Raw genomic sequence first — 19751 nt, 5'->3', positions numbered from 1 at the left:
TTTAATTTGTGGTTGAATGGATTGTTTACCGCATAAAAGTAAGAGGTGGTGTTTTGGAACATCAATCGACGGAGATATACCAGCCCTTGCCGCTACCTGCCCCGCATAGACCGGACTTCAGATATTCACCTGCGGCGGATATGGGCGCGTTGTCTTCCACATATGGGGTGTCGGTGTTTTTCTTGCGCTGGGCGGCGACAATCATTGATTTTTTGCTGTTTTTATTTTTCTCCGGCGCGCTCCTAATTTCCCATTATTGGTCGGCGGGAAACGCCGTTTACACATCGGTCACGTTTCTGCTGCTGTCCGTGGGGGTTGCGGTGTACTACTTAGTGTTGGAAGGGCTGACGGGTTATACGGTTGGAAAATTTATTATGCGTATCCGCGTGGTGAATGCAACGGGAAATCCGCCGGGTGTGTTTAAAGCATTAATTCGAAGCTCATTTCATCTGTTTGAGGTCAACCCATTCTTCCTGGGGGGCTTGCCGGCCGGGCTCTGCGTATTGCTATCAGAGAAGAAACAGCGTGTTGGCGATATGCTGGCAGAAACATATGTAGTCAAGGTACGCGACTTGCCCGCTGCAAGCGGCGTGCACAATGTTGTATACGCCGGCGCGTGCGCGTTTGTCATGCTGACCTCTGTTGCAACCGGCACGTACGGCATCTATGTGTTGGCGCAACAAGATAGCAACAGTGCGAGCTCTACGATGATCAGCGGCATTAAAATGCACATCTTTCTCAGCGCGGACAAAGAGATACAAATTTCCGCACCGTCAGATTGGTCTCACGACAAGGAGCTGGGGGAAGAGGGCGACATTGCAATTTCCAACTCCGACTCAAGCCAGCATGTGCTTGCCCTGTCGGAGTCCAAAGACGCATACGATAATATGACGATAAATGATTATCAGGATATGGTAGAAAGAAGTGTGAGGAGAACATTTCGGGGTGTGAGAATGCTTGAATCTCCTCATCACACGGACATCAACGGGTATCCCGCCGTGCAGTTTGAATTCAGAGGGAAAGGCGATGGGGCCTCATACGCACACATTATGACCATTGTGGAGACTGGTACCGAGTTTCACCGGATCCACGCTTGGGTGCCGGAAGCCGACTATGAGGTGATGCGAGAAGAGTTATTGGACATTATCGCCAGCTTTAAAGAAGTGGACGGCCACATTTGATGAATTCATGGGACGTGTGCAACAAATAACAGTCCAATTCCGTATATAGTAGTTGTTGGATTTAAAACTTATGAAAAGGGTCAGGTGAGTTGGACTGGAGCAAGCGTTATTTGAGCGCGTCGTGAACGCGGTTTTGCCGCTGTCAGGCAGCCAGGTTGAGGTGAGCGTACAACGGCGCTTTCCCGGGAAGCGTTTGGTCGGCGGCAAGTATCAACCGGCATCACACAAGGTGACTTTATACCAAGAGCCAATCAAACAGCAATGCCGGCAGCTTTTCGGATCGTTAGATCGGTTGGAGGATTATATCGCGGTTGTTTTCGCACACGAGCTCGGACATGCGGAGGACCCTCAACTGGAGCAGCTTTCCCGTCTGTTAGATGGGGACTTGATGGTGAAGGAGCGGAATGCCATCGCTTTGCAGATCGAGGAGAATGCGTGGGCATTCGCGGAGGCTTGGCTCACAGGCATTGATCCGGCGTTCATCCGGCTCATCATTGATGAATCCCTTGCAGCGTATCGGCTTGCGGTGCAGTCCGATATAGCGTGAAGGGTATATACCAGGACCAGGAACACCATACTTAATGGGGCTCCTGGTCTTTTGTTTTTGTATATTGTTAGTTGATTATTTCCTACTAAGCCAATACACTCAATTATCAATAGAGCAGGTATTGGGGGCAAAGACGGCATATCGATCACGTGGGTGGCTATCGCCATTGCGATGGTATTTGCAATGAATATCGGTGCGAGCGGTGTGATAGCGGCTATCGGTATGGCCCTTGCTATCTGCGACCATTACGTTATTTAGTGCGAACATGATGGGCATACCGCTGTCCACGAGTGAGTTTACCGTCGGTGCAGTGGTCGGAGAAGGCGCCGCCTGCCAAAAGCTGCTGTTTTGGTCATCAATTCCCCCCTACTCGGCCTGCCCGTACCGCTCGACTCAAGTGACAGCGACTGCGATATTGGGGCTTGGTACTGCTGAACACGGATGGAAGCTGTGGCAAAAGGGGATCATCTCTAAAATTATCAAGGTGTGGATCGTTTCACCTGTCCTGGCTCTTGTTATGTCGTACACCAGGGTGCGCATATATATTGAACCCTCGCCGTACTTGTTGGTCGTGCTAGGTCCGCTGGTAGTGGCGAGCATCGGAGTAAAGAGCTTGTACGATACGATTCAACACGAGAAGCGTACGGGCCAATGAAGGCGGCGGCGGCATTTGAAGAGCGGGGCATAGGCGGAGATTGACAGGGCAAAACAGAATAGTAACCAGCTGTCCCCATGTGTTAGCCCACTTAAGCTGGATTTCTAATTTCAAAAAGGACGGATGCATGATGCACGCGATTCTGGAACAGGATACTGTAGCGCATCGTTTAATCGGTTGCCACCTCGTCAGGCAAACGCCACATGGTACGATCCGGGTGGAAATCACCGAGACAGAGGCGTACAAAGGCCGGGACGATCCCGCCAGTCATGCGTACCGTGCCGTGACGCCGCGGAACCGCCTGATGTTCGGCGAAGTCGGACGGTTGTATGTGTACTTGATATATGGCCTCCATTATTGTATGAATGTGGTGGCGCATGAGCCGGGTAACGCGGGTGCGGTGCTGCTGAGGGCAGCTGAGCCTGTCGAAGGGCTTGAGCTGATACGTGCCAACAGGCCGGGCGTTGCGGACCGGAATCTATTGAACGGTCCGGGCAAGCTTGCGCAAGGCTTAGGTGTCGACATCGGCTTCAATGGATATGATCTGATGCGCAGTCCGGATCGACAGCTGGCCCTGCACATATCTTCCAAAGCCCTGCCGGTGGCGGCGAGTCCGCGCATCGGTATCAGCCAGGCGAAAGAACTTCTTTGGCGTTTTACTCCCAGTGACTGATATATGGGCAAATTACGGTGCAAGAAGACAGCTTGAACACGGTAGTCTTGTGCCAGATACGCTGTCGGCCCCCGCTGTTTCTTTCTATCAATATCGTGTAAAATGGTAGAAAGGAACATGAATTCGTGCAAAGGCTCCAATTGCACCGAGGGGGATGGCCCATGTCATTTGTATTTCAAGCCGGAGACTACCCCGAACGTCCTGGCTGCTATTTAATGAAAGATGATACAGGCAAAATTCTATATGTCGGTAAATCCAAAAATTTGTGCAGCCGCTTGCGTTCTTATTTTCACCAAAATCATGCTCATAAAAAAACCAAGCCATGGGTCGAGCACATCGCGGCAATTGAAGTAGTGCTTGTCAACAACGAGGCGGAGAGTCTGCTTCTGGAAAATAATCTGATCAAAATCCATAAGCCGCCTTATAACCGTGCGCTTAAACGGGATAACAGCGGATATGCCTATCTGCAGCTGACGGACGAAAGATTTCCGCGCCTCGACGTGTGTTATCGGGAGCGGCGCTCGACTGCCCGAGCGACGCTCCGGGAGAGCACGCCAGGGACAGCATCGGGAATCCCACGGAAGCGGCTCGGTCCATTCAAAAGCGCTCGTTTCCGCAATGCAATGCTGGAGTTCGCGGCGGATCACTACGGTCTGCGTACCTGCAAAACTATGCCGAAGCAGGCATGCTTGCTGTATCACATCAACAAATGCAGCGGAGTTTGCGAAGGCAAGATTAGCGAGGAAGAGTACCGTGAGCGGGCGCAGCAGGCGGCGAGCTTACTCGAAAACAGCGGTCGGCAGTTGATTCAGGCGATGACAGCCAAAATGGAGAACTACTCAGCGGCGCTCGAATTTGAGAAGGCCGCCAACATGCTGCGTCATATTCAAATTCTGGAACATCTGTCGGATAAGCAGATCGTTGACAGAGATGGTGATTATGACCAAGACGTGCTCTATTTTCAAGACAGTCATGTAATGATCGCCAAAGTGCAGGAGGGCATGCTTCGCGATTTTGAATTGGTCGAGCTCGACCAGGGCCGTGACGCAATGGCATACGACAATTTTCTGCTGTCACGTTACCAGACGGACACGCCGGACGAGCTTATCGTTAACACGATTGGAGATGCCAAGCGGGTGCACGACAGTTTACGACGCCGGGCTACGAGGAAGATCAAAATCACCCAGCCCAAGCGAGGATTGAAGTATGATTTGCTGCAGCTGTGCAAAAGCAATTATGAATATCGGATAAATGCGCGATCTATGTAAGGCAGCAAAAGGAAACAGCCCGCGGCAGGCAGCAAGAAGCCCCGTCAAACCATGACGGGGCTTCTCTTTTACTCGTTCACAGGTACATATTTCATTTCTAGGAGTAGTACCATCATATCAAACACTATTTTATTTGACAAGATTAGACAACAAATAGTCATAAACGCCACTCGTATGTGTGAAAAGACACATTTTAGTTAAATATGACTATGCCCCCCGGTTCCTAATATCGAGTCTAGGTACAGTAATTCAATAATAAACCAGTGCGTTGACAATTCCTTTTATTACCGTGTATGATGGAGCAAGTTTCATAAACGTGATGGAGATCGGGAGATTCACATAAGTGCCTTGTCGCTGGACAATGCAAATTATGTGTTTTTTTGTGTTTCGGACTAAATCGGTGGGCTGAAGCGGACGAAGAGAGGGTATGGCAGTCTTGATGCTCTTTTTTATTTGGTGATAAATCAAGGCGGGTTAAAACCCGGGTCAAAGGAAAGCGTTTTGACAAGGAAAAGAAATTCGGCGAGAATGTGTTGGCCTATTTGTTTTTCGCACTCGCCTTAATCTTGTTTATCACTTTCTTGTTTTTCTCCCACCACCGGTTGCACAAGCGGATCCCAGAGGTCCAATAATCAAATGCGACTTAGCCGCAATGAAAGGGAAACTATGATGCCTAATAAACCGCTCATTATCGCACACCGCGGGGCCAAAGGAATGGCCCCCGAAAACACGCTTGCTGCCTTCCGGCTGGCCCTGAGTCAGGGATGCCAAGGCATCGAGCTTGACATTCATCTGACCGCCGATGACCACATTGTCGTATGCCACGATAGCACGCTGGATCGCACAACCAACGGATCAGGTGCAATAGTTAACCAAACTTTGATGGAAATCCAGGCCTATGATGCAGGCGGCTGGTGTGCCGATGAGTACAAGGGTGAGATTGTCCCTACGCTGGATGAGGTATTCGAGCTGGTACCTCAGACCGTTATGATTAACATTGAGGTGAAAAACGCTTATAGCGGAAGAATTGAGTGCAAACTAATCGATTTATTGCGGCAGCGTGGTCGGGTTGAGGACGTAGTCATTTCTTCGTTCGACCACAAATGTATCAGGCGGATCAAACAAATGGAGCCACGTCTAAAGATTGGTCTGCTTTATCAAGCCAATTTGCTAGACCCTGTCGCATATGCCCGCGGCTTCGATGTGGAGGTATACTCTCTCCATCCTCAATTTCAAATGCTGGATGCGGAAGATGTGCAGCAGGCGGTGGCGCAAGGTCTACGAGTGTATCCCTTCACGGCAAACTCAGAAAAGGATCTGAGCCGCCTGATGGAGATGGGCGTCTCCGGAATCATCACGGATTTTCCCTGCAGGATGAAAGAGTTGGTCGACGCTCGTCATTCAGGGTAACTTGCCAGCACTGACTTTTGAGCTTAAAACCGGCAGAGCGTGCCCATACGATGCAAACACTTGCACCGGCTGAGGGCACATAAACTTGTGCAACCAGGAGCACCCCGTTGATAGAGGGTGTTGTGGTTTTATTTATATTTGTTGCTTATCCACCGACGGGAAAAAGCCCCCTTCCTCCTCAGTAACCAAAACCAGGGCAGGGGTGGGGCTGACGTCAAATTAGATGCTGCGTTGTTGTCAGCTAGTTCGTACTCCACATTAGAGCAGCCGGCATAGTCTGCAGAGCAAGCCGGCACAGGCTGCCAATTAGTCCGACGTCAATGTGTCTGGCTGCCGGAGATGCTACAGCTGGCTGCCGTCGATGGCAGCGGCCTGTCGTAGACGACAGCCAGCGGCCCGCGTGCGATAGCCAACGTCAGCGAACCGGTGGCGCCAGTGGAGCATGGCGCCATCGCCGCTGGAGCAACCACAGCCGCCGGTGCCACTGTCGCCGCCGGCGGTGTGGTCGAGGTTATCGGGGCAGCCGCCGACGGTGTGGTCGAGGTTACCGGGGCAGCCGCAGCCGCCGACGCTGCTCAAGCCGCTGGCGGCCTGGTCGCAGACTCCGCTGGATTAGCGGGAATCGGCTCGGTTGCGGGCGGTGCGACTGGCTTAGGTTTTTCCTTGCTCAATCTGACGGTCAGGCTCACATTCCCGCCTTTCTTCAGCGGGTTGTTGTCGCGAAGTTGAGTTCGTATGCCTACCTGCTGTACGCTGCCCACTTCGATCGTCATTGGGAATGATTCCTGCTTTACCAAAGTGCTGTTTCCGTCTGCGATCAAGTACATATCTACCACATCGCCTGGGTCCTGACTCACCAATTCTATGGTGAGATAGTTGTAACCCATAGGCAGAACGGCTGTTTCGATTTCCCCGTTCTTTCTCAGATTTTTCGTGATGACGCCCGCCTCGCTGTAAGCGCCCTGCGTTTCAAATAAATCCCTAACCTTCACTGCGGTCTGGTTCGAAGGACCCGTCCCGTCCACCCAAGGGTTCGCCACACCACCCGGCGTCGTGCCGCCAATTGAACCAGCACTGTAGCCCGGACTGGCATTGGCTGCAGCAGATCCCCCGGATGCACCGCCACTCACAGCACCAATGCTCGCCTGATCCAAGTCGATAGTGGAGTAATCCGCGATCCAATAATTTTTTTTCAGATAATTATAAATGCGGTTCAGGATCGTCACGGCCTCCGCACGAGTGACCTTGTCCAACGGCCGGAAATATCCCCCGCTCGTAGCAGTCATGATTCCCGAAGCTTGGAGGTTTGCCAGACTGCTGGCTTGCGCGTTGGAGAAAGCATCCGTTCCGAAGCCGCAATCAGTTACAGCCGTTCCCATAAAGTATGTAGTCAGCACAATGTTGTTTGTTGTCAACAGTACGTTGGCGGAATCGAGTCTGCCGTCCGACTTTACTGCCGCGTCATATTCATCCTGCGTTTTAAACATTTTCATAGGGACGTCCTTATAGCCGGACACAACGGAACAAACGTCGTTGGGAGTCAACCGCCGGTCAATCATTCTGGTGTCAAAAAACGAATACAGCATGTTCGCCAGCTGCAAACGATTCAACTGTGTGTCGGGCCGGAAAGTTAGAAGGCCATTCGGGCTGAGTCCGTATACTCCCGACTGGAAAGTGCTGTCATATATATCTGAGATTTGCTTATACGCCCAATGCTGTGGACTGACGTCGGAGTAGCCGTTTATTTTTTCAACACCGAAGGCGGTCAGATTCGGACGATACGTATCGAACAAGCGATGTACCATCGCGGTCCACTCGGCCTTAGTGACAGCATGGTCCGGTCGAAACGTGCCGTCGGGATACCCTGTCAGTATTTGCTTTTCGGCCATCAGGTAGATGGAGCTTATCGCCCACGAGTTTTGCTGCATGTTCACATCTTTGAATGATGCCGCGGCAGAAGCTGCTGCAGCAGGTACCATTAAGCCGGCCATCAGCAGAAGAAAGAGCGATTTCACGCGTATTTTGAGCAATTGTTTCATTATTAAGCCCTCCAATCTTCTTAAATATATCGGCTTCAGGCATTAGAATGTTAACATTTGGGCTGCATATTCGTGCCCGACGGACAAACATCGCACCTCTCCATAATGTTGTCGAAGTTTTACACGGCTAGGAAAAAAGTAACACTTTTTCGACGTATTCCGATTTTTTTCTATCGACAGTTAAAAATTATAGCCGCTCCCGCCGATAAAATTTATATACTCACCGTTCCATACCGTTTTTGGAGCCTGGCAATAATGTAAGGCGGGTGATTTTCTAGCTAATGCCGGCTCGGTCAAAATGTATAATTTCATAACTTAAGGAGAGAGAAAATTGACGCATATGAAAAAAGTTATAAATTATGTGTTGATGTTTGTCATGTTGGCGTCACTCATACCAGTTCAACCGGCTGAAGCTGCAACCGGCATTGCCAACTTCTTCATTCCGGATGACGCCCAGCTGAAGAGCACAGCCAACATGGATTTATCGACACCTGCTGATCTTAACCGTTCGACTGTCAAAATCTCCAACTCTGCCACGCTGTCTATCGGCGGCATGTTTCAGCAGCTCAACGCCACATCGTTGGCGCTGACTGTCGACCAAATCACTTCGATTAACGGAGGGGCATGGGCGGTGCAACCAGGCAAAACCGCACTCACACCGGTCACTGCTACTAACAACCGTTTTCAGGTAAACTCCGTTCAGCTATTCCCTGGATACAACCGGCTTACATTCACAGGCATGCGGGGAGCGGCTACCACTACGGATGTATTCTATGTGCTGTATGAGTCGGCTCCTATCATCAACAAGCTGCAAATCACCTCAAACAGCCAAAATTACGATTTGAACGAAGGCGCTAGCCTTGTAGTGACTTCGGCAACTGCCTTAATTCAGGGTAGTGCGGATAACGCAAAAACAGTGACAGTGAACGGGCGATCGGCTTCGGTGCTGGGTAACGGAACGTTTTACGCTCCGACGGTCACATTGACTCCCGGATTGAATGAGTTCGAAATCACATTGACGAATCCTACAGACTCGCTCACTGTCAAGCGGCAAGTGTACTATTATGATGCAAACAGCCCATTCACCAAAGTCGACCTGACACATGGCACAGCGGACCCGGCAGATAGTTTCAGTGAAACATACAGCATTCTGGGCTCGGCCAACCCAACTTTTACGGGTGATGCTGTGACAGCAACGTTGAATTTGGAATTTTTAGCACCTGCGGCTTTTAACGAGGCAAGTGCAGCTGTGACTGTGAACGGCGCCGCACCGGTGTCTCATGACACTCCGACAGCTACAGTTATTACGAACACATACGGTGCGGCCTCATATAAATTGGTCAGTATTAAGAACGTGGTTTACAATTTGCAGGCGGCTGGCACTACGTTGAATACCAATCAGACGGCGGCGATCACAGTGAGTGACGGCACCACACCTACGCCGATCAGCGTCCGTTCAGCAGCGCTCCCTTTCACGATTGCGCCGAATAACACGATTATCAAAAAGGTTCTTTTGCTGCCGGATTACCCAGGCGGCGCAACAGCAGTAACCGCCACAACTCCTACAACGCCCTTAAACGGCAGCCAGGTGAAATCATCTGAGTTTTACGTGCTGGTGGAGACATCTAAACCAATAAGCGGCCCTAACGATATAAAGGTGGCTCTGCAGCCGGCGGGCAACCCTGCAGGTTTCACGGCTGTTGAGACCGGTGCGTCAGTAGATAGTACGGCCTGGGCTGGGAACTGGAAGGTAGTTAAAATTTCAAACCTGCCCGAGGGCGCACAGACTATAGCTTTCTCGTATCAAACCGAGCCTGTGTCTTTCACAGCTAGAGTGAGTTATGTTTCCAAGCTTTACATTGAACTGGACAATCTGTACGAAGGCCAAGTCATTGATGCAGCGACACTGACGGACCCCAAAATGATTCGTCTGGCGGGTAGATTTATTGGTTTCGAAAATCGGTTAAAGCCCGGCACACAGCTAATTATCAACAACAATGACAAATCAGGTCTAATGACGATCACCGGTTATGAAATCGACACGCAAACGGCGAATTATCCTACCGCAGGCATAACCACACCTGGTGTAACGATCGACGCAACCAACGGTCCATTCTTTCACGGCGAGAACACCGTAAAAATCATCGCAAAATATACGGATCAGCCTGGTACTGGAGTTTTACGCGAATATATTAAAGAGATTAAGTTCTACATCATCGACAGCAATACCCCGAACATTCTTGATATCCGTCCGCTGACGCCGCCGGCTGGCAGCGCAACGCGCGGCGAATTGAGTGACTCTATACCGTCGAATTACTTACCGGCATCGCCCGAGCTTCAGTTGAATAACGGTGTTTATACGACTACGTTGCGCGCTTTTGACTTATATGTAGAAGGTGCCGGTGCAGTCGGCATTACAATCAAAAAAGGGGCGGATCTGATCTACTCTGCCAATCCTGCTAACTTTGGCGCGTACTCTGCTCCTGTCGCAAACGCGTTTACTTCCGTCAGCTCTCACGGTAACCGCGGCGGGTTTAAGATTCGGTTGAATGATGTCGCGATTCCTATCGGTACGCATGTGTTCACGATTGAATTGACAAATGCGAATGGGGCCAAAGTCGTTCAGACGTTGACGATTGAAAGTCAAGATATGCCATACCGAATACTGGCACCTGTTGCCAACACAGGAAGTGCCATTCTCGTAAACAGAAACTTCGTTCTATTTGACATAGAAGCCGTGGGTGCTACGGACGTACAGATTGACGGTAATTCAGCCAAGCCGCGCGGAGCAGGCTTTCCGAATCGCTATACGTACACTTTGACTGGATTGAAGGGTGATGCAGACAACAAAATCTCTGTCGTCATCAAGCGTGCGGGCGGGGATATAGAAGAAACGGTGACCGTCACATACGTGACGAACCCTGATGCCGGTGCAATGTTTATGGAACCGCTCGGCACTAAGCATTCGGTCTTTAACAAAGCGGTACAGCTGAGCTTCCCGAAAGGAAACGCGCTGCGCCGCGTAACAGATGGCAAAATACAGCCGCAACCGAATATACTATTCGGAATCGCCAAACCAACTAACGGTAATACGGACTTGGTCAACGATTACAATCAGATTGTCGGCCACGACATTGACTTTAGAACGCCGAAAACACCGGTACAAACCACTATACCTATCGACAGCTCCTTATCTACGCAGTTCTCGTCGCCTTCATTAGGCAGAGACCACTTTGTCCGCGTATCGGATTACTACTGGATCTCGGCGGGTATGGCTGAACTGAAAAATGTCGGTGAGGCCGGATATAAAGAGGCGACAGGCGGATTGGCGCCTTACTCAACGGAAGGAACGTACACTCGCTATGACGAGGACAGAAAGTTACTTCCGAACGAACGCGGTACACTGACGCTGAAGTACGAAGACAGCGTGGTGGACCAAGCTGCAGCCGAAGTCACTGTCTTTTATTTGAATGATAAAGGAATTTGGAAAAACCTTGGCGGTAAAGTGGATCCCAAAGCGAGCACCATCACGGTGCCGTTCGACGATTTCGGATACTACATGGTGGGTAAATTGAGATACGGTTACGATGATATTTCCAACCACACCTGGGCGCGCGATGTTCTGCAAGCTCTTCTGGCAAAAGGTCACATGCCTGCAATATACCCAGACAGCTTCGGCGCCGGGGACAATATAACGCGCGGTGAATTCGCGGCAATGTTGGTGCGTTCCCTAGGCTTGAGACTCAATGCGGATGATAACCCAACATTTAACGATATCGATGTGAACAGCGTATCTGATGCATGGTCTTATGCCGAAATCGAGACAGCGGCACGTGCCGGCATTGTACAGGGGCTGGACAACCTTATTTTCGCGCCTGACGTCGAAGTGACAAGACAGGATGCGGCGGTTATGATTGGCCGGGCAACCAATGTGAAACTGGCGCCTAACGATGCCAAGCTGCAAGCAAGCATCAACAAGGCTTTTGCGGACGGCGATGTAATCAACACGTACGCACGTGCATCAGTCGACGCGGTGAATTCCGCTGGAATTATGGTCGGCAGCCCGGTGATATCACCACTGCCTACTGCAGCAAAGCCACTTCTGAACTTTAATCCTCTCGCTAATATGACAAGAGCGGAGGCCGGCCAAGTGATGGTACGGCTGCTGCAAAAATATCAGAAGGGCAGCTTGCCTGCGAACCTGTCCTAAGACTCATGAACAAAGGGTTGTCCTGCGCGGCAGCCCTTTATTTTCTTTTTTTTACCGCTAGATGTAAAATTTTTTTAAAAATGGCTCTATTGCAGTTTGCTTTTTGTATCTCTTCGTGGTAAGATGAAATTAATCGAAAACGTGAGACCTGAATTCACATATTGTTAAGGGTTATCATGACATATGGAACCTTTGGCAATGTGTGAATTTTTATTTTTGTAAATAAAATAGGATCATGTTAATACATTTTTAGGAGGCATATTACATGCAAACAGGTACAGTTAAATGGTTTAACGCAGAGAAAGGTTTTGGCTTCATCGAAGTTGAAGGTGGCAACGACGTATTCGTACATTTCTCCGCAATCGTTGGCGACGGCTTCAAAACTTTGGACGAAGGTCAACGCGTTGAGTTCAACGTTGTACAAGGCAACCGCGGACCTCAAGCTGAGAACGTTGTAAAGTTGTAATGTAACAAGAAGCTGCCCTTAACATCCGTTAGGGGCAGCTTTTTTCTGTCCACTTCAGGCGACACCGCTATGCGCACAAGGAAACACCAGTGGAGGCTTCTTCTCGCCGCTGCTAAACCGCTGTCAACCGCTGGCACGCTCAAGCACTCACACTAAGCACCAGCGGAAGTCTCTTGGCGCCGCCGCTAGATGGCGCTGACAGCTGAACTCAATCACACTAAGAATAGGCAGAGGATCCGTTAACATGTTTTTTTGTATGCGGTTTCATGCGGTGGCAGACGGCGTTGAGGGTTATTATCCGTCGGGGGAAAAATGGAAACAAAATCTACATAGGAGGTAATGATAATGGTGTATGTGGCGAGTGAGCAGAGGTACGATACGATGATCTACCGTAGATGCGGGAACAGCGGCTTGAAGCTGCCCGCAATATCGCTTGGGCTTTGGCATAATTTCGGCGGTGCGGATGTGTACGAGAATGGGCGCAGCATGATTCGCCGTGCGTTCGATCTCGGAATCACCCACTTTGACTTGGCAAATAACTATGGGCCGCCGCCGGGAAGCGCGGAAGAGACGTTCGGTAGCATTTTGCAGCAGGATTTTACCGCATACAGGGATGAAATGATTATTTCTTCTAAAGCCGGCTTTCACATGTGGCCTGGACCCTATGGAGATTGGGGATCGAAAAAGTACTTGATTTCCAGTTTGGATCAGAGCTTGAAGAGGATGCGACTGGATTACGTCGACATTTTTTATCATCACCGGCCAGATCCGGCGACACCTTTGGAAGAGACGATGGGAGCTTTGGACCAGGTGGTGCGGCAAGGCAAGGCACTCTACGCAGGTATCTCCAATTATGGCGCGGAGCAAACTCAGCAAGCGATTCGTATACTCAGGCAGCTGGGAACTCCCTGCTTGATCCATCAGCCGAGATATTCGATGCTGGACCGATGGGTGGAGCATGGACTGCTGGACGTACTGGAGACAGAAGGCGTTGGCAGCATTGCGTATTCACCGCTGGCCAAAGGGATGCTGTCGGACCGGTATCTGCGTGGGATACCTAAGGACTCCCGGGCGGGCGGACCCAGTGTGTTTTTAAAACCTGAGGACTTGACCGAATCTGTTATGGATAAAATTAACAGACTAAACAGCTTGGCTGAGCGCCGTGGGCAGAAGCTGTCACAGATGGCTCTGGCGTGGGTTTTGCGCGGGGAACGGGTCACTTCTGCACTCATCGGAGCTAGTAAGGTCAGCCAGATTGAAGACGCGGTAGCAGCCCTGTCCGCCCTGGACTTCACTGACGAAGAATTGGCAGAGATCGAATCAATTCTCGCCTAGCCGTAGCGATCTAGTATTCTATTGAAATTGCCGGCATGCCGATCGTCACTCTCTGCTTGAGGGTCATGGAGTCGCGGTGTACAGCCACCTGCAGATTCATCGCGTCTGCATCGCCAATGGCAGAGTTGGATTGGCTCAGCGTAGGCACGTGATAGCTGACACTAACACTGCCTGCGTCCTGATAGCGTCCAATTTCTGCTGCTTGCAATCGTTCGAATAATTTCGAAAACAACAGCTCTTGTCTGGTGTCAGTGACCTTAGCCGCACCCTGGATGGTTACACACCAATCGGGCGTCACATCCAACGCCTCCAGCTGCGCCGTCATGTCGTTTTGCACCTGCTGGAGCGCTCTCATTTCTTCCGAATGATCGACTTTCGCCGTGGCTGTCAGCTGTGAGGAGCCATCCTGGAAACCGATCCATAGGATGGTTCGTTGTACTCCGTCAGCACCCAACAATTCAGCCTGATATAACAGGTGATCATTGTTTTGCACTAACTGTGTGTGAGGCGATGCTATGTTAAAATGATGGCTTATACGCTCGCCCATTTCCATGAATTCATTTTTACTGCCAAATGGGTGATAGGCGGATGTATGCTTGATGATAACGGTTCTCTCGTTTGTCATGATGTCGTCAGACACCGCCAGCAACTGTGCCAAATCTTGCCCGTATGTACCGGGGCCCCTTGGCGCCGCCCAAGCGGTCGTCGCAATTACGGTTAGCAGCGCAGCCAGTAAAAGTAATCCGAGCATGGGTCTGATGGGTGTCATTGTGGGATCAGCCTCCGGTTCACGAATCTATGAATCTAGTACAAGCATTCACAGAATCGACCAGATTTATACTGGTGCCAATGCTGCTTTGTTCGCACTGAAGTTTTCCGTATAACAAAAATCCCCCTCGTGCAGTAAGGAATGATTTCCAAACCGTTCGCACAAGGAGGACGATTTTTTACATAGATATTGATGTCTACACTGATTATGCGGATGTTACCGCAGAGTTAGTGGGATTTATGGTGATTGGTGAGCAGGGGGAGCATCTTCGTATTCTTTACCATCTCAGACTGGCATATAGGGCAATGCGGACTATCCTCGAGAGAAAAATCTTCCCGCATCCAACATGAGCATCCATCGTTACTGCACATCCAAACGGATGTTTGTTCTTCCTGAACTGGTTCCATGGTTTTCTTAGAGAAATACAAGATGAACCCTCCTTCGGTTTGTGCAATGCAAGCATTCATTGTGAGGAGCATGGATGGTCATGAACTTAAAAAAACTGCCCAGACAGAGCAGTTCTTTTTTTAGAAGAAACTTCACAGTTTTCGGCTTGAGGTCCTCGGCTGCCCTCCTCAGCGTTAAACATTGAACTGTGCCTGTTTCCATCGTTGTGCTACGACACCCCAATGAATGTTTTGCTTAAGTGTTGCTTTGCATGAATAAAAAATTCACACATTAAAAAGAGTACCCTAGGTCTGACGTGATAACCCTTTTTAACATGTGAATTCAGCGCTCTATATATTATATAAAGTATACCACAAAATAGAACCTGTCTCAATAAATTTCCATTTTTTATGGTTTGCCTCATCACAAAATTTAATGCTGCTGAATACATAGGGAAGCCACACGACAAATTACCGCGGGGCAGGCTCCATAACTTCGGCTGGGGAGGCGGCTTGCTTTTCAAAGGGCGGAGCGCTAATCGTGCTCCCGCATGCGTAAGCCAGTTCGGTATTTTATTATGCCAAATGTTCGATAGTTTAATTCATTTTGGCAGCAGATGGTATAGCTGGACTGGGATGGGCTGGGTGGTGGGCGTAACCGGTTCCGAACGGTCTAATGGTCTCTGCTTTGCGCTCATCATGCACGTTAAATCGGATGCCGTAACAAGTTAGATTTAGCGTACGCCGCACCGCCACCGCATATTTAATGCGGTTAACTTTACATGTCACAAACAGGTTAAATCCGGTGGATAGCCATTCGATGCATACACAGGGATATGCCAGCGCGTATGCGGTGGGCAATCCTGCACTGACGCTCACTTTGGCAATTTCTACGGAGCGGGGTAAAGAATTGGATGAGCAAATTTGGGATGCCCAGACTAGATACATTATGGGGAAAATGGATGATGCAGGCTGGCAAGCGGAGGTTCACAACTGGCGCAAATCGGGAGGAGATACGTTGACTCAAAGAATACGAGGAGGTACGCTAAGTTGGCCAAATGATGCACCACAAATGTGAGCACAACTCTGTCGCGGACCGTGCTTTTTTATGCAGCGTTTGTTTGGGTGGGCGAGCTAATGGTTCGATGATTGAGCCGCTGCCGGGTGATCCCGGCGGCAGCGTTGCTCACTGTTGGCCGCGCTGATGCACTACTGCGCTCCCGAACTGCGGCGGTATGGCTTTCTGTTGAAGCATGGCCCTCCTTTGTGGAGCAAGGCCTCCTTCATGCTCATTGAACCCGTCCCAGTAACACCATAGCGGTGAGCTCAATTACGGCTCAGCTCAGCGGCCATTAGCTACCGCACCCAACCAGCATGGCCATTAAGCAATCGGGGAGCGAGTTATACCGCTACGGAGCTGAGCCGGAGCAGCCATCTGCTGAGTGAATCCATCCATCATGGGGGATGGCGCCATCATTGCAGGTGACATCGCGCCACCGAGCTGGGGCTGAGCAGCCATCTGTTGAGTGAGCCCATCCATCATGGGGGATTGAGCCATCATCGCAGGTGACATCGCGCCATCTAGCTGCGGCTGACCCGCCATCTGTTGAGTGAGCCCATCCATCATGGGGGATTGAGCCATCATCGCAGGTGACATCGCGCCACCAAACTGCGGCTGAGCGGCCATTTGCTGAGTAAGCCCATCCATCATGGGGGATGGAGCCATCATCGATGCGGACATTCCGTCCGCGAACTGGGGCTGAGCGGCCATCTGTTGAGTGAGCCCATCCATCATCGGGGATTGAGCCATCATCGATGGGGACATTCCGTCCGCGAACTGCGGCTGAGCAGCCATCTGTTGAGTGAGCCCATCCATCGCCTGCATCTGCGCCATAATTGACGGTGATATTGCCGTTCCGAACTGAGATTGCGCCGCAAGCTGCTGCGTTGGCGGCATTTGAGAAGTTTGTGCAAGACTATTCATTTGCTGGATCGCCTGTGTGAGCTGCTGCTGTGTTTGATTTAAGCGCCGTCTCTGGGCATCCATTTGATATGCCAGCTGGTCTTGTACTTGCTGCAACAGCTGCTGTACCTGTATAAACTGCTGCTGCAGCCGGCGTAGATTCTGTGTCATGTTGTTCAAACCGGTTGCATTTATAGCTTGCCTTGCTTGTTCAGCCTGCTGCATCTCCCGTATTACCTGCTGATAAGTGGGATACATGGTGCTCATCGCGATAACCTCCGTATAATTAAGGTAATGTGTTTGCCTGCGCCTCCACTTTGCATTGTATGACCTTAATACCATGTGAAAATACGGTAGGGTTTATGCGCGCGGTTACAGCCATTTGCCGAGAGCATAATCCATGTCGGCGTGGCCTTGGCGCTCGGCATGATCAACTCGAAGCCGTGAGAAGCTGGCGTATCGTGTGGGGCAAGGGTGCTGCAACAGGCGCAGAGAGACGCTAGCGTGACCGTGAAGGCAAGCGGCTGGCATCAACAGGCAAAAGAGGAGCTCGCGTTGCCATGCGAACAAGCTCCTCTCCCGCCTGTGACGTATGATGCTGCAGCAGCCGCACAGGGCTGCTTAACTATAGACTGCGGCAACCTCGAGCGGCTCGAGTGCGCTGCTTTCGTCAATATGGATGAACGCGTCGTAACGTTCCCCCATGATCGACGGCACGTAATTGCCTGCCTCAAAGCGCGGGTGGTAGACAACCCCGATCGCGCGGTGGCGAATCCTCTGCTGCAGCTCGGGAGCTTGCCGGTCGATAAGCAGGATGCGGTTCTCGCCTCCGCCGGCTTCGTGCAACATGTCCTCCCAGCTGTTTGGCCGCCCCGGCGGCACCACCATCCGTTCGGCAGGCGCGCCCCATTCTTGTCCGGCGATCACCGTGCCCCTGTGAGTACCGAAGCCGACAGCGAACACATTTTCCCGCCCGTGCTGTTCCCGCAGCAGCTGCCCTACATTGACCATGCCCTCGGCCGCCATGTCGGTCGCGCGTGCATCGCCGATATGAGTGTTATGCTCCCACACGATCGCTTTCGCATCCGGGCCATAGAAATCCTGCACGCGCGTCAGCGCCTCGACCATGTGCCTATCCCGGACATTCCACGATTCCCCATCATGAGTAATCATGCTCCGATAGTAGCGCTCCGCATTCACCGAAACTAGGGAATTGATTTCGGCGCTTAATGCAGCTTCATCGTCGTTCGGCTGGCGCTGCCGACGCTGCTGCATCTCAGTGAGGAGCTGAACTACCTCGTCTTTACAGCCTTCACCATAAAGTGCGGCCGCCAAGCCGTACGCTTGCCCTTCCCGTCCGTGCGGATCGAAACATTCGAGAGCGGCTCTCGCCATTCGCTCGATTTCCTCAGATCCGGTCTCTTTGGCGTACCGCATAATGGCATCCAGTGATTCCCACAAGCTGTATACATCAATCCCGTAGAAGCCAACTTTACGTTTGTTATCAGCCCGATCGTTGTAATCCCGTATCCATTGGATGAGCGGCATGATTTCGCGGTTTGCCCACATCCAGGTGGGCCATCGGTTGAAGTCCTGCAACGCCTCTTCTGGCGATTGCGCCGCCCCGGGGTATCTTTTCACAAATCGGTTAATCTCGTAGCAGGAAGGCCAGTCACCTTCCACACCGATAAAACGGAAGCCTTTTTGCTCAATCAGTTTTTTCGATATTTCGGCGCGCTGCGTATAAAACTCTGCCGTCCCATGCGACGCCTCGCCAAGTAAGACGATTTGAGCGTCGCCGACCGCGTCGACAATCGCTTGCAGATCGTTGGGCTGCCTGAGCGGAAGACTTTTGCGTTCAATGTATTCAATCACAGAGCCTGCGTTCATCCAACTATTCAACTCCCCAAGGATTTGTAATGCGGACATAGTATGCCCCCTTATACCACTCATTAAGAGCGGGACATAGAAATTTACAATGACGCTGTTGGTTTTTAGAGTCGTATTTTCAAGATTGTGGTAATAAGTTTTAAGTAACAGCTAGGTGCGCTTCAGAGTTTGATTCCGCTGTTTGGGGGTGAAAACCGTCTAATGATCGAATTTCGCAACGTTAACAAGCATTATGGTCAGTTTCATGTCCTGAAACAGATCAATCTCACCATCGGTGCAGGTGAAGTGGTGGTTGTGGTGGGCCCGTCCGGGTCGGGAAAAAGTACACTGCTTCGCTGTATCAACCGGTTGGAAACCATCACGGATGGCGAACTGACAGTCAACGGCGTTGCGCTTCACAGCAAAAAGACAGACGTCAATAAACTGCGCCGGCACATCGGCATGGTGTTTCAACATTTCAATCTTTATCCGCACATGACGGTGCTCGACAACATTACACTGGCACCGATCAAGGTGGCGGGTATGTCCAAGCAGGAAGCTGTAGCAACCGCAATGCAGTACCTGGAAAAAGTGGGCATTCCGGATAAGGCCAACGCTCTTCCGTCCCAGCTATCCGGCGGCCAGCAGCAGCGTGTGGCGATTGCAAGGGGGCTCGCGATGAAGCCGCAGATCATGCTGTTCGATGAGCCAACTTCAGCGTTGGACCCCGAGATGATCGGTGAGGTGCTGGATGTAATGAAAAGCCTGGCGCGCGAGGGCATGACGATGGTCGTGGTCACTCATGAGATGGGCTTTGCCCGCGAGGTCGCACACCGTGTCGTGTTCATGGACCAGGGGCAAATCGTGGAGGAGGCGGCACCGGCAGACTTTTTCAACAATCCGCGTGAGGAGCGGGCACGCCTGTTCTTGAGCCGTTTATTGCAGCATTAAAAATAAAATATGTGCACAAGAGAGGGGTT

The 19751-nt window shown here is 51.0% G+C and carries 16 protein-coding genes; 11 read left to right on the top strand and 5 right to left on the bottom strand.

What is annotated here, in order from left to right; genetic code table 11:
• Positions 1 to 53 precede the first annotated feature (53 nt).
• The 6 genes from CBW46_RS16820 (at position 54) to CBW46_RS16795 (ending at position 5734) form a co-directional block, all read left to right on the top strand.
• The gene (locus CBW46_RS16820) at positions 54 to 1181 is read left to right on the top strand and encodes an RDD family protein (protein ID WP_089201150.1); all 1128 of its coding nucleotides are present in this window, start codon (positions 54 to 56) and stop codon (positions 1179 to 1181) included.
• Positions 1182 to 1302: 121 nt separating this feature from the next.
• Entirely contained in the window at positions 1303 to 1728 is a 426-nt protein-coding gene (locus CBW46_RS16815) for a metallopeptidase family protein (RefSeq protein WP_243633364.1), read from the top strand.
• Between the two features lie 265 nt (positions 1729 to 1993).
• The gene (locus tag CBW46_RS16810; protein ID WP_341538197.1) at positions 1994 to 2383 is read left to right on the top strand and encodes a hypothetical protein; all 390 of its coding nucleotides are present in this window, start codon (positions 1994 to 1996) and stop codon (positions 2381 to 2383) included.
• Between the two features lie 127 nt (positions 2384 to 2510).
• Positions 2511 to 3056, top strand: a complete 546-nt coding sequence (locus tag CBW46_RS16805) for a DNA-3-methyladenine glycosylase (RefSeq protein ID WP_089201148.1) — start codon at positions 2511 to 2513, stop codon at positions 3054 to 3056.
• A 161-nt stretch (positions 3057 to 3217) separates the two neighbouring features.
• A complete protein-coding gene (locus tag CBW46_RS16800; protein WP_089201147.1) occupies positions 3218 to 4324 on the top strand; it encodes a GIY-YIG nuclease family protein in 1107 nt (368 codons plus the stop codon).
• A 666-nt stretch (positions 4325 to 4990) separates the two neighbouring features.
• Positions 4991 to 5734 carry a glycerophosphodiester phosphodiesterase gene (locus CBW46_RS16795; protein WP_089201169.1) on the top strand — a complete coding sequence of 248 codons (744 nt, stop codon included), beginning with the start codon at positions 4991 to 4993 and terminating at the stop codon, positions 5732 to 5734.
• A gap of 575 nt (positions 5735 to 6309) precedes the next feature.
• On the opposite strand, the gene CBW46_RS16785 is transcribed toward CBW46_RS16795, so the two are convergent.
• On the bottom strand, positions 6310 to 7773 hold the full coding sequence (locus CBW46_RS16785) for an S-layer homology domain-containing protein (protein WP_089201145.1): 1464 nt from the start codon (positions 7771 to 7773) through the stop codon (positions 6310 to 6312).
• A 340-nt stretch (positions 7774 to 8113) separates the two neighbouring features.
• Here CBW46_RS16785 and CBW46_RS16780 point away from each other — a divergent pair, with 340 nt between their 5' ends.
• The 3 genes from CBW46_RS16780 to mgrA all read left to right on the top strand — a co-directional run bounded on the left by CBW46_RS16780 (position 8114) and on the right by mgrA (position 13784).
• Positions 8114 to 11983: an S-layer homology domain-containing protein gene (locus CBW46_RS16780; RefSeq protein ID WP_243633366.1), complete on the top strand. Its 3870-nt coding sequence runs from the start codon at positions 8114 to 8116 to the stop codon at positions 11981 to 11983.
• A gap of 265 nt (positions 11984 to 12248) precedes the next feature.
• Positions 12249 to 12449, top strand: coding sequence for a cold-shock protein (locus tag CBW46_RS16775; RefSeq protein WP_025692494.1), 201 nt, complete (start codon positions 12249 to 12251; stop codon positions 12447 to 12449).
• A gap of 345 nt (positions 12450 to 12794) precedes the next feature.
• Positions 12795 to 13784, top strand: a complete 990-nt coding sequence (mgrA, locus tag CBW46_RS16770) for an L-glyceraldehyde 3-phosphate reductase (RefSeq protein ID WP_089201143.1) — start codon at positions 12795 to 12797, stop codon at positions 13782 to 13784.
• 10 nt (positions 13785 to 13794) lie between these two features.
• Here mgrA and CBW46_RS16765 read toward each other — a convergent pair whose 3' ends face one another.
• Both CBW46_RS16765 and CBW46_RS16760 read right to left on the bottom strand, forming a co-directional pair.
• Positions 13795 to 14553 carry a YwmB family TATA-box binding protein gene (locus CBW46_RS16765; protein WP_089201142.1) on the bottom strand — a complete coding sequence of 253 codons (759 nt, stop codon included), beginning with the start codon at positions 14551 to 14553 and terminating at the stop codon, positions 13795 to 13797.
• Positions 14554 to 14780: 227 nt separating this feature from the next.
• Complete coding sequence (locus tag CBW46_RS16760) at positions 14781 to 15020, bottom strand: cold-shock protein (RefSeq protein WP_424446657.1); 240 nt, start codon at positions 15018 to 15020, stop codon at positions 14781 to 14783.
• A gap of 739 nt (positions 15021 to 15759) precedes the next feature.
• Here CBW46_RS16760 and CBW46_RS16755 point away from each other — a divergent pair.
• A complete protein-coding gene (locus CBW46_RS16755; protein ID WP_089201140.1) occupies positions 15760 to 16017 on the top strand; it encodes a hypothetical protein in 258 nt (85 codons plus the stop codon).
• A gap of 303 nt (positions 16018 to 16320) precedes the next feature.
• Here the strand turns inward: CBW46_RS16755 and CBW46_RS21530 are convergent, their stop codons facing one another.
• Complete coding sequence (locus tag CBW46_RS21530; RefSeq protein ID WP_207802305.1) at positions 16321 to 17169, bottom strand: polyadenylate binding domain-containing protein; 849 nt, start codon at positions 17167 to 17169, stop codon at positions 16321 to 16323.
• 354 nt (positions 17170 to 17523) lie between these two features.
• Positions 17524 to 18831, bottom strand: a complete 1308-nt coding sequence (locus CBW46_RS16745) for an erythromycin esterase family protein (RefSeq protein WP_243633363.1) — start codon at positions 18829 to 18831, stop codon at positions 17524 to 17526.
• Positions 18832 to 18993: 162 nt separating this feature from the next.
• Between CBW46_RS16745 and CBW46_RS16740 the strand changes: the two genes are divergently transcribed.
• On the top strand, positions 18994 to 19722 hold the full coding sequence (locus tag CBW46_RS16740) for an amino acid ABC transporter ATP-binding protein (protein ID WP_089201139.1): 729 nt from the start codon (positions 18994 to 18996) through the stop codon (positions 19720 to 19722).
• The last annotated feature ends 29 nt before the right edge of the window (positions 19723 to 19751 follow it).

This window comes from Paenibacillus xerothermodurans (genome assembly GCF_002220865.2).
GTDB lineage: Bacteria > Bacillota > Bacilli > Paenibacillales > NBRC-103111 > Paenibacillus_S > Paenibacillus_S xerothermodurans.
This window is presented reverse-complemented; position numbering and strand designations above follow the sequence as displayed.

Coding starts and splice junctions, on each gene's coding strand:
- CBW46_RS16755 (WP_089201140.1), top strand. CDS start 15,760: ATGCATACACAGGGATATGCCAGCGCGTATGCGGTGGGCAATCCTGCA.
- CBW46_RS16760 (WP_424446657.1), bottom strand. CDS start 15,020: ATGAATGCTTGCATTGCACAAACCGAAGGAGGGTTCATCTTGTATTTC.
- CBW46_RS16740 (WP_089201139.1), top strand. CDS start 18,994: ATGATCGAATTTCGCAACGTTAACAAGCATTATGGTCAGTTTCATGTC.
- CBW46_RS16785 (WP_089201145.1), bottom strand. CDS start 7,773: ATGAAACAATTGCTCAAAATACGCGTGAAATCGCTCTTTCTTCTGCTG.
- CBW46_RS16745 (WP_243633363.1), bottom strand. CDS start 18,831: ATGTCCGCATTACAAATCCTTGGGGAGTTGAATAGTTGGATGAACGCA.
- CBW46_RS16810 (WP_341538197.1), top strand. CDS start 1,994: ATGATGGGCATACCGCTGTCCACGAGTGAGTTTACCGTCGGTGCAGTG.
- CBW46_RS21530 (WP_207802305.1), bottom strand. CDS start 17,169: ATGAGCACCATGTATCCCACTTATCAGCAGGTAATACGGGAGATGCAG.
- CBW46_RS16805 (WP_089201148.1), top strand. CDS start 2,511: ATGATGCACGCGATTCTGGAACAGGATACTGTAGCGCATCGTTTAATC.
- CBW46_RS16800 (WP_089201147.1), top strand. CDS start 3,218: ATGTCATTTGTATTTCAAGCCGGAGACTACCCCGAACGTCCTGGCTGC.
- mgrA (WP_089201143.1), top strand. CDS start 12,795: ATGGTGTATGTGGCGAGTGAGCAGAGGTACGATACGATGATCTACCGT.
- CBW46_RS16775 (WP_025692494.1), top strand. CDS start 12,249: ATGCAAACAGGTACAGTTAAATGGTTTAACGCAGAGAAAGGTTTTGGC.
- CBW46_RS16795 (WP_089201169.1), top strand. CDS start 4,991: ATGATGCCTAATAAACCGCTCATTATCGCACACCGCGGGGCCAAAGGA.
- CBW46_RS16765 (WP_089201142.1), bottom strand. CDS start 14,553: ATGACACCCATCAGACCCATGCTCGGATTACTTTTACTGGCTGCGCTG.
- CBW46_RS16780 (WP_243633366.1), top strand. CDS start 8,114: ATGAAAAAAGTTATAAATTATGTGTTGATGTTTGTCATGTTGGCGTCA.